Origin of the sequence: Corallococcus sp. AB049A, assembly GCF_003668885.1 — a bacterium.
Lineage (GTDB): Bacteria > Myxococcota > Myxococcia > Myxococcales > Myxococcaceae > Corallococcus > Corallococcus interemptor.
Genome location: NZ_RAWL01000388.1, coordinates 1 through 8,228 on the forward strand (window position 1 = coordinate 1; position 8,228 = coordinate 8,228).

An 8,228-nucleotide genomic window follows, 5' to 3' on the forward strand; every position below is an offset into this window, starting at 1 on the left:
ATGCTGGGGGTCCGGCCCGCGCTGGGGCGGCTCTGGGGTGCGCAAGAGGAGGTCCCCGGCCGCGACCGCACGGTGGTGCTGACACATGCGCTGTGGCAGCGCCTGTACGGGGCGGACCCCGCCGCGCTGGGCCAGCACCTGCTGCTGAACGACGAGTCCCACGTCATCGTGGGCGTGCTGCCGGAGTCCTTCCACTTCGAGCCAGAGGTGGAGGTGTGGAAGCCCCTGGCGCTGGATGCGTCCCGGGACGCGGGGAACCTGCTGCGCGTCGTGGGGCGGCTGCGTCCAGGCGTGTCCGTGGAGCAGGCCCGCGCGGAGCTGCTCCCGCTCACCCTGGAGGCCGGAGACGTCCCGGGCGAACCCCGGGTGGGCGTGCTCGTGGAGCCCCTCCATGCGTACCTCGTCGAGCAGTCCCTCTCCCAGCTCAAGGTCGTCACGGGCGTCGCGGTGCTGCTGTTGCTGCTGGGGTGCGCGAACCTCACGAACCTGCTGCTCGCGCGGGGCAGCGCGCGGATGCATGAGCTGACGGTGCGCATCGCGCTGGGAGCGACCCGCTGGCAGCTGATCCGCCAGGTGTTCGTGGAGAGCGGGGTCCGGGCCCTGTTCGGCGGCGTGGGCGGACTGCTGCTCGCGCTCTGGGGGCAGGGGCTGCTCCAGACCTTCGTCCCGTCCCAGTTCGCGTCAGGGCCGGGGCTGGAGCCCTTCATGCTCGGCCTCACGGCGGCCGTGTCCCTGCTGACGGCGATGCTCGTGGGGCTTTTGCCCGCGCTTCACGCCTCGCGCGGGGAGGCGCGGGCCGCGCTCGCGCCGGTGACGCGCGGGGGGCGAGGCGCGACGTCACTGGGGTGGACCCGGTCGGCGCTGGTCGTCGTGCAGCTCGCCCTGGCGCTGGTGCCGCTGGTGGGCTCCGGCCTCATGCTCCGCACGCTGTGGAAGCTCCAGGCCGTGCCCCTGGGCTTCGAGTCCCAACGGGTCACGGTGGCGGAGGTGTTCTTCCCGGTGGAGAGGTTCCCGGACGAGGCGCGGGCCGCGGCCGTGGCCCGGGCGCTCACCGGACGGCTGGAGGCGCTTTCCGGCGTGGACGCGGCGGGCTTCACGGGGACCCTTCCCCTCACCGGAGAGGTCTGGCGCGAGAACGTGGGCTTCCAGGTCGCGGGGACGCCGCCGGCCTCCGGGACGCCGCCCCGGGCCGGGTACGTGCCCGCCAGCGCGGGCGCCTTCCGGGCGATGGGCATTCCCCTGAAGCAGGGCCGCCTCATGGAGGACGGCGACACGGCGGACCGTCCCCCCGTGGTGGTGGTCAGCGAGGCCTTCGCGCGCCGGTACCTGCCGGGCCGGAACCCCGTGGGCGCCCGGCTCCAGCTGGACCGCGACGCCGCTCCCCGGGAGGTCATTGGCGTCGTCGGGGACGTGCCCATGGAGCGCATCTCCGTGGCGCCCACGGGGGACCTCTATGTCCCGGTGGGGCAGGACCTGCGCAAGAGCCTGAGCCTGGTGGTGAAGTCCTCGCTGCCGGCGCCCCGGTTGCTGGCGCTGCTGCGCGAAGAGGTGCGCGCGGCGGATCCGAACCTGCGGCTGCTCAACGTCCGCCCTCTGGACCGCGTGGTGGAGGCCAGCTCCGAGCGGGTGCGGGTGATTGGCGGGCTGCTGACGGCGTTCGCGCTGCTGGGCGCGGTCCTGGCCTCGGTGGGGCTGTATGGGTTGCTGGCCTTCTGGGTGACGCAGCGGACGCGCGAGCTGGGCATCCGGAGCGCCCTGGGCGCGACGCCGCGGGCGCTGCTGCGACTGGTCATGCTCCAGGGGCTGCGGCTCACGGGGCTGGGGCTCGCCGTGGGCCTGGCCTGCGCCGGGCTGCTGGCCCGGGCGCTCTCCGCGATGCTCTTCGGCATCACGCCCCTGGACCCGGTCATCTTCGTGGGAGCCCCCGCGCTGCTCCTCCTCACGGCGCTGGCGGCCAGCTGGCTGCCCGCGCTCGCCGCCACGCGCGTCTCCCCCGCCGAGGCCCTGCGCCAGGACGCCTGAGCCCCCGCGTCAGGACCTGCCGCCCTTGTGGGGGAGGAAGGTCTCCACGACCTCCTTCACGGACTGCTTGAGGAAGCCGCCCGCGTCCGGGTCGCCCTTCACGACGGCGGAGGCGAACATCTTCGCCTGCTCCAGGGTGATGTGTGGCGGCAGGGGCGGCACGTTGGGGTCCACGTAGGCCTCGTAGACAACGGGCCGGTCCGCGCTCAGCGCTTCCTCCCAGGCGGCGGCGATGCGGTCCGGCCGGTCCACGCGGATGCCCTTGAGGCCCAGGGACCGGGCGTACTCCGCATAGGGGAAGTCCGGCAGGTCCTGCGACGCGGAGAGCTTCGGGTCGCCGGCCATGGCCCGCTGCTCCCAGGTCACCTGGTTCAGGTCGCGGTTGTTGAGCACCATGACGATGAGGCGCGGGTCCTGCCATTCCTTCCAGTACTTCGCGATGGTGATGAGCTCCGCGTTGCCGTTCATCTGCATCGCGCCGTCGCCCACCAGCGCGATGACGGGGCGGTGGGGGAAGGCGAACTTCGCGCCCAGCGCGTACGGCACGCCGCAGCCCATGGTGGCCAGGTTGCCGGACAGGGACGCCATCATCCCCTTGCGCAGCTTCACGTCCCGCGCGTACCAGTCCGTCCCGCTGCCGGAATCCGCCGTGAGGATGGCGCCGTCGGGCAGCCGGGACGACAGCTCCCAGAACACGCGCTGCGGGTTGATGGGGTTCGCGTCGTTCATGGCGCGCGCCTCCAACACCTTCCACCAGCGCGCCACGCCCTTCTCCACCCCCTCGCGCCAGCTCCGGTCCTCCTTGCGCTTCAGCTGGGGGATGAGCGCTCGCAGCGTCTCCTTCGCGTCGCCCACGAGCCCCACCTCCATGGGGTAGCGGATGGAGACCATCCGCCCGTCCAGGTCGACTTGAACGCCGCGCGCCTGCCCCACCGGCGGCAGGAATTCCGAGTAGGGGAAGCTGGTGCCCACCATCAGGAGCGTGTCGCACTCCTGCATCAGGTCCCAGCTGGGCTTCGTGCCCAACAGGCCGATGGCGCCCGTCACGAAGGGCAGCGCGTCCGGCAGCACCGCCTTGCCCAGCAGCGCCTTGGCGACGCCCGCGCCCAGCCGGTCCGCGACCTCCAGCACCTCATCCGCCGCGTTCATGGCCCCCGCGCCCACCAGCATCGCCACCTTCTTGCCGGCGTTGAGGACGTCCGCGGCGCGGCGCAGGTCCGCGTCCTGGGGAATCACTCGCGGAGGCGCGTAGCCCACGCTGGAGTGCACGGTGCCGTGCTTGCGCGGCGGCGGTTCGTACGGCTGCTCCTGCAGGTCATTGGGGATGATGAGACACGTCACGGTGCGCTCGGACAGGGCGATGCGCACGGCGCGGTCCAGCGCGTGGCGGATGGCGGAGGGCGCGGTCACCATGGTGACGTACTCGCTGGCCACGTCCTTGAAGAGCGTGGTGAGGTCCACCTCCTGCTGGTAGTTGCCGCCCAGGGCCGTGCGCGACTGCTGGCCCACGATGGCCACCACGGGCTGGTGGTCCAGCTTCGCGTCATAGAGGCCGTTGAGCAGGTGGACGGCCCCCGGGCCGGAGGTGGCCATGCACACGCCCACCTCGCCGGTGAACTTCGCGTGCGCGCAGGCGGCGAAGGCGGCCATCTCCTCGTGGCGCACCTGTACGAACTTCATCTCGGAGCTGCGCCCCAGCGCGCCCATCACGCCGTTGATGCCGTCCCCCGGGTAGCCGTAGATGCGGCGCACGCCCCACTGGATGAGGCGGTAGATGAGGTAGTCGCTGACGGTGGCGCTCATGCGCGAGGCTCCCGGGTTCGGGTTGGAGGTCCCTCGCGGATCAAGCTAGTGACCGCGATGCGCCGCGGAGCCCCAGGGCATCCGGGTGCCTGTTCTCCCCTCCCGTGAGCGGGCCTGCGTGCGGGCGGCTACTGGCGGCCTCGCCCGGGCCGGGCGCGGCGGGCCTTGTCGTGGGCCAGCTCCGGGCGCTTCTCCGCCAGCCAGGCGATGGCGTGCGCGGAGCTGGGGATGGTGAGCATCAGGAACGCGGCGACGAGCAGGCCGCGCAGGAACAGCCAGCCATCCTCCGTCGCCAGCGTGGCGCCGATGATGACCAGCGCTCCGCCGAAGGGCACCGCGCCCGCCGCGTGCACGCGGGTAAGCACCGAGGGCAGGCGGTACAGGCCGATGATGGCGGCGGTGATGAAGAGCAGGCCCAGCGTCACCAGGCCATTGGACACCCACTGCAACAGGGTGGACATCACCGGCCGTCCTCCTCGTCGTGGAAGGCGCGGCCGTGGTGCAGGTAGCGCGCGCCGGCCACGGTCTGCACGTAGGAGAGCAGGGCCAGCACCAGGGCCGCGTCCAGGTAGCCGGCCTCCCGGCGTATGGCGCCATAGAGGGCCAGCACCGCGCAGATGACCAGGCCCAGCGTGTCCACGGACATGAGCACGTCCGGCGCGGAGCGCTGGCGCGAGGCCAGCAGCACCATCGCGCCCAAGAGGCCCACCATCCACACGATGGCCAGGGTGAAGAAGGTCTCGTGCATCGCCGGGCCGCCTCCTTACGGGAACACCGCGCGCTGGTAGCGCTGATAGAAGTTGTCCTGCTGCTGGATGAGCTGGGCCGGGTCGGACGCGTCCAGCGCGTGCATGCGCATCACGCGCTTCTCCCAGTCCAGCTCCAGCAGCACCGTGCCCGGGGCCAGGGAGATGACCCACGAGGACACCTGCACGCCGCGCGCGGTGCGCTCGCCCATGGGGACCTCCACCACGCCCGCGCGGTCCGCCCGCTCCAGGGGGCCGAAGACGATCCTGAGGACGTGGAAGCAGCTGCGCGTCACCAGCACGGCCAGGGCCCAGCCGAAGCGCGGCAGGTGCAGCGTGCGCCGCCAGTGCTCGCGCGCGGGCAGGACAGGGGGCAGGCCCGCCATGGGGAACAGGCGCATCACGCCCAGGGCCAGCACGAAGCCCAGCACCAGGTCCACCGGGTGGAGGCTGCCCACCATCAGCATGTACAGCAGCGCCAGGGCCAGCGCGTGCACGAAGGTGCGAGCGCTCATGGCAGCGTCCCCAGGCCCTGGATGGCGTCCCGCCCCGCGCGCAACAGCGGCTCCGGCCAGAACCCCGCGACGATGAGCGCCAGGGACAGCGCGTACACCACCGCGCCCGTGCCCCGGTGCAGGGCCGCGCCCTCCCGGAGCCAGCGCTCGCGCTGGTAGGCGCGGAAGAGGGCCAGCAGCGACAGGGTGCTCGCCAGCACCACCAGCCCCGCGAGCGGCGTGTGCCCCTGCTCCAGCGCCGCGCGCAAGAGCCAGGCCTTGGACCAGAAGCCCGCCGTGGGCGGCACGCCCGCCGTGCTGAAGGCCGCCACGGAATAGGCCCGGCGCGCCCGCTCGCCGCCCCGGTCCTGGGCCAGGAACAGCGCCGTCTTGTCCACGGAGCCCGCCAGCGCCAGCGCCACCGCCGCGCACAGCCCCTCACGGCCCTCCAGGCTCAGCGCGGTGATGATGAGCCCCGCTTGCGAAATCGACGCGTAGGCCAGCACCTCGCGCGTGTCCCGCCGGGAGAGCGCGAGGATGGAGCCATAGAGGATGCTCGCCGCGCCCAGGACTTCCAGCAGCGGCCGGGCCTGCGCCAGCACCTGCGGCATGACGTCCACGCCGAAGCGCAAGAGCCCATAGCTGCCGATGTTCGCCAGCGCCCCCGCGAGCAGCGCCGCCACGGTGGGGCCCGCGTCCCGGTACACCGCCGGCGCCCAGAAGTGGAACGGGAAGAAGCCCAGCTTCACGCCGAACGCGCAGAGCAGCAGCGTGCCCGGCACCAGCAGCGCGAACGGCGGCCCCGCCTGGCCCCACGCGATGATGGACAGCATGTCCAGCGTGCCGGTGGTCAGGTACAGCATCACCACCGCCGTGAGGAACAGCGAGGACCCCATCAGGTTCACCACCACGAAGGTGAACGCGGCGCGCAGGTTGCGGGGCTTCTCGCCGTACGACGCCAGCCCGAACGCGGCCGTCATGGCCAGCTCGAAGAAGACGTAGAAGTTGAACGCGTCCGACGTGAAGAACACCCCCGTGAGCCCCGCGCCCATGAAGACCACCAGCGCGGGGAAGCTGCGCGACGTGATGCCGCCCGCCACGTGCTCGTACACGAGCGTGCCCAGCACCACGGACGTGGACACCAGCGCGAACACGATGGACAGCTGATCCGCTCGCAGGCGGATGCCCACGCCCACGGGCCAGTCCCCCGTGACGAACTGGGGCGCCTGCGCGCTCCAGGCCTGGGGGAGCAGCAGCACCGTGCACACCAGCGTGCCCGCGAGCCCCGCGATGGCCAGCCACGCCACCCACGCGCGGCGTCCGTCCAGGAACGCCAGCACCACGCCCAGCACCCACGGCAGGAGCAGCGGTCCCCAGAGCGGCATCAGTGCCCCTCCTCCTTCTCCACGGCGTGCACGCGCTTCAACTCCGCCTCCACCAGCCGGTCCGTGCGCAGCGAGCCGTGCGCCCGCTGCGTGCGGTGCACCAGCGTGAGCAGCAGCGCGGACACCGCGAAGCCGATGACGATGGCCGTGAGCGCCAGCGACTGGAGCACCGGGTCCGTCACCGGCCCGCCATCGTGCACGTTCAGCGCCTCGCCGCGCTCCGGGAAGGAGCCCGCGAGGATGAGCAGCACGCTGGAGTTGGTGATGAGCACCGTGCCGCACGCCACGCGCACCAGCTCGCGCTCCAGCACCATGCGGACACCGACCGCGAACAGCAGGCCCACCACCAGGGACGCGATGAGGATCATGGCCCGGCCTCCTCTTCCGCGTCCGAGTCCGTGCGCAGGGCGAAGCGGTCGATGACGGTGACCACCAGCCCGAAGACGATGAGCATCAGCCCTCCCTCGAAGATGAGCGCCGTGTGCAGGTGCAGGCCGCCCACGCCCAGCTCCTGCTGGTCCGGACGCGGAAAGAGGCTCATGGGCGCGTAGCCCGCGAGCACGGGCAGGAACGCGGTGCCCACCACCAGCAACAGCCCCACGCCCGCCAGCGGCGCCGCGTACCGCACCGCCACGAAGCGCCGGGTCTGGTCGCGCCCCGCCGTCACGTACTGGAGCAGCACCGCGAGCCCCGCCAGCGCCCCGGCCGGAAAGCCGCCGCCCACCGACGCGCCTCCCTTCAGCCAGAGCGCCAGCGCGATGATCAACGACGGCCACAGCAGCAGGCGCGACAGGGGTGGGACGAAGGAGATCATTGCTTCTTCCCCTTGCGGCTCAGGTTGAGGCTCAGGAGGCTGGTGACGCCCAGCAGCGCCGCCACCACCACGGTCATCTCGCCCACGGTGTCCAGGCCCCGGAAGTCCGTGAGCACGGCGGCGACGACGTTGGGGGAGTGCGCGGCCTTTGCCAGCCGCACCGTCTGCGCGCCCACGCGGTCGACATGCAGGTGGGACAGGGCGCTCCAGCTCAGGAGGAAGGCGCTCGCGCCCGCGACGGCGCCCGCCAGGCGGTCGCGTCCGCGCGGGTTCTGGGCCTCGTCCTGGGCGAGCTTGAGGCGCTCGCGCGGCAGGAGGGCCAGGAGGCCCGCGAAGAGCAGCGTGAAGATGGTCTCCACCAGCACGGAGGTGAGGGCCACGTCGGGCGCGGCGGCGAAGGCGAACACCATGGCCAGGCTGAAGCCCACGCAGGAGATGAGCAGCACCAGCCGCAGGTGGCCCTTCGCGCGCAGCGTGGCCAGCGCGGCGGCGGACGCGAAGGCCAGCGCCATCACCAGCGTCACGTCCGCCGGGCCCACCGTGCCCACCGTGAAGCGGTCGCGCAGCGGCGTCACGCCCAGCACGGTCAGGCCCAAGAGGCCCGTGGGCACCAGCACGGACGCCACGCGGTCGCGCAGGTCGCGCACCTCCTTCTCGTGCAGCCACGTGGACAGCCGGTCCAGCTGGAGCAGCAGCAGGCGGTAGCCGCGCTCGGCGCCCACATGGGAGGCGGCGTTCAGCACGCGGGAGAGCGCGGGCGTCCAGGCGTTGCGCGTGGCGAAGAGCAGCGCGCCCAGGACCCAGGCCCCCACGGCGAGCAGGTTCTCCGCGCGCGCGTCCAGGTGGTACGCGAGCTCCAGCGTGGAGGGCTCGCCGCGCATCGTCTCCGCTGCCGCGCGGGCGGGGGTGACGAGGAGGCCTGGGAGCACGCCGCCCAGCAGGATGCTCGCGGCGAGCACGACGA

General features: G+C 72.6%; 9 protein-coding genes. 1 reads left to right on the plus strand and 8 read right to left on the minus strand.

Going from position 1 to position 8,228, the window contains the following annotated elements:
* A partial coding sequence (locus tag D7X55_RS30930) for an ADOP family duplicated permease (protein ID WP_121724942.1) occupies nucleotides 1–2,022 on the plus strand: 2,022 nt, incomplete at its 5' end.
* A 9-nt stretch (nucleotides 2,023–2,031) separates the two neighbouring features.
* Here D7X55_RS30930 and D7X55_RS30935 read toward each other — a convergent pair.
* The 8 genes from D7X55_RS30935 to mbhE form a co-directional block, all read right to left on the minus strand.
* Nucleotides 2,032–3,825 carry a thiamine pyrophosphate-requiring protein gene (locus D7X55_RS30935; RefSeq protein WP_121724943.1) on the minus strand — a complete coding sequence of 598 codons (1,794 nt, stop codon included), beginning with the start codon at nucleotides 3,823–3,825 and terminating at the stop codon, nucleotides 2,032–2,034.
* Between the two features lie 128 nt (nucleotides 3,826–3,953).
* Nucleotides 3,954–4,286, minus strand: coding sequence for a monovalent cation/H(+) antiporter subunit G (locus tag D7X55_RS30940; RefSeq protein ID WP_121724944.1), 333 nt, complete (start codon nucleotides 4,284–4,286; stop codon nucleotides 3,954–3,956).
* Nucleotides 4,286–4,573 carry a monovalent cation/H+ antiporter complex subunit F gene (locus D7X55_RS30945; RefSeq protein ID WP_120551408.1) on the minus strand — a complete coding sequence of 96 codons (288 nt, stop codon included), beginning with the start codon at nucleotides 4,571–4,573 and terminating at the stop codon, nucleotides 4,286–4,288. The genes D7X55_RS30940 and D7X55_RS30945 overlap by 1 nt, the downstream gene beginning before the upstream one ends.
* Before the next feature lie 15 nt (nucleotides 4,574–4,588).
* A complete protein-coding gene (locus D7X55_RS30950) occupies nucleotides 4,589–5,086 on the minus strand; it encodes a Na+/H+ antiporter subunit E (RefSeq protein WP_120551409.1) in 498 nt (165 codons plus the stop codon).
* On the minus strand, nucleotides 5,083–6,450 hold the full coding sequence (locus D7X55_RS30955; RefSeq protein ID WP_120551410.1) for a complex I subunit 5 family protein: 1,368 nt from the start codon (nucleotides 6,448–6,450) through the stop codon (nucleotides 5,083–5,085). The genes D7X55_RS30950 and D7X55_RS30955 overlap by 4 nt, the downstream gene beginning before the upstream one ends.
* The gene (locus tag D7X55_RS30960) at nucleotides 6,450–6,818 is read right to left on the minus strand and encodes a sodium:proton antiporter (RefSeq protein ID WP_120551411.1); all 369 of its coding nucleotides are present in this window, start codon (nucleotides 6,816–6,818) and stop codon (nucleotides 6,450–6,452) included. The genes D7X55_RS30955 and D7X55_RS30960 overlap by 1 nt, the downstream gene beginning before the upstream one ends.
* Nucleotides 6,815–7,264, minus strand: a complete 450-nt coding sequence (locus tag D7X55_RS30965; protein WP_120551412.1) for an MnhB domain-containing protein — start codon at nucleotides 7,262–7,264, stop codon at nucleotides 6,815–6,817. The genes D7X55_RS30960 and D7X55_RS30965 overlap by 4 nt, the downstream gene beginning before the upstream one ends.
* Nucleotides 7,261–8,228: hydrogen gas-evolving membrane-bound hydrogenase subunit E (gene mbhE / locus D7X55_RS30970; RefSeq protein ID WP_121724945.1), on the minus strand; the 968-nt coding region annotated here is incomplete at its 5' end. The genes mbhE and D7X55_RS30965, both read right to left, overlap by 4 nt.